Origin of the sequence: Bacillus sp. BML-BC051 (genome assembly GCF_019656175.1) — a bacterium.
GTDB classification, from domain to species: domain Bacteria; phylum Bacillota; class Bacilli; order Bacillales; family Bacillaceae_G; genus Bacillus_A; species Bacillus_A mobilis.
On sequence record NZ_BPLI01000171.1, the window covers coordinates 1 to 224 of the forward strand.

A 224-nucleotide genomic window follows, 5' to 3' on the forward strand; every position below is an offset into this window, starting at 1 on the left:
GCCACGTGCCAAAAAAGAACCGCAAGAAAATAAACCACCAGCAAAGGGAACAACGGCTTATGGACGCACTGTACGAGCCGATGGGAATGTTTCAATAACTGTGTTATTTCATCCAGCAGAGGATGCAGGTATCCTTCAATTCTTTGACAAGAATACGGCCGTGACATACATTCCGCAAGACGCAATTCGCCAGTGGATTCGTGAACAGGAGACGCGTCATACAG

General features: G+C 47.3%; 1 protein-coding gene. It reads left to right on the plus strand.

Annotated features, from left to right (window positions below; genetic code table 11):
* On the plus strand, positions 1-224 hold a 224-nt coding region (locus tag K5S59_RS29810), incomplete at both ends, for a hypothetical protein (RefSeq protein WP_220784132.1).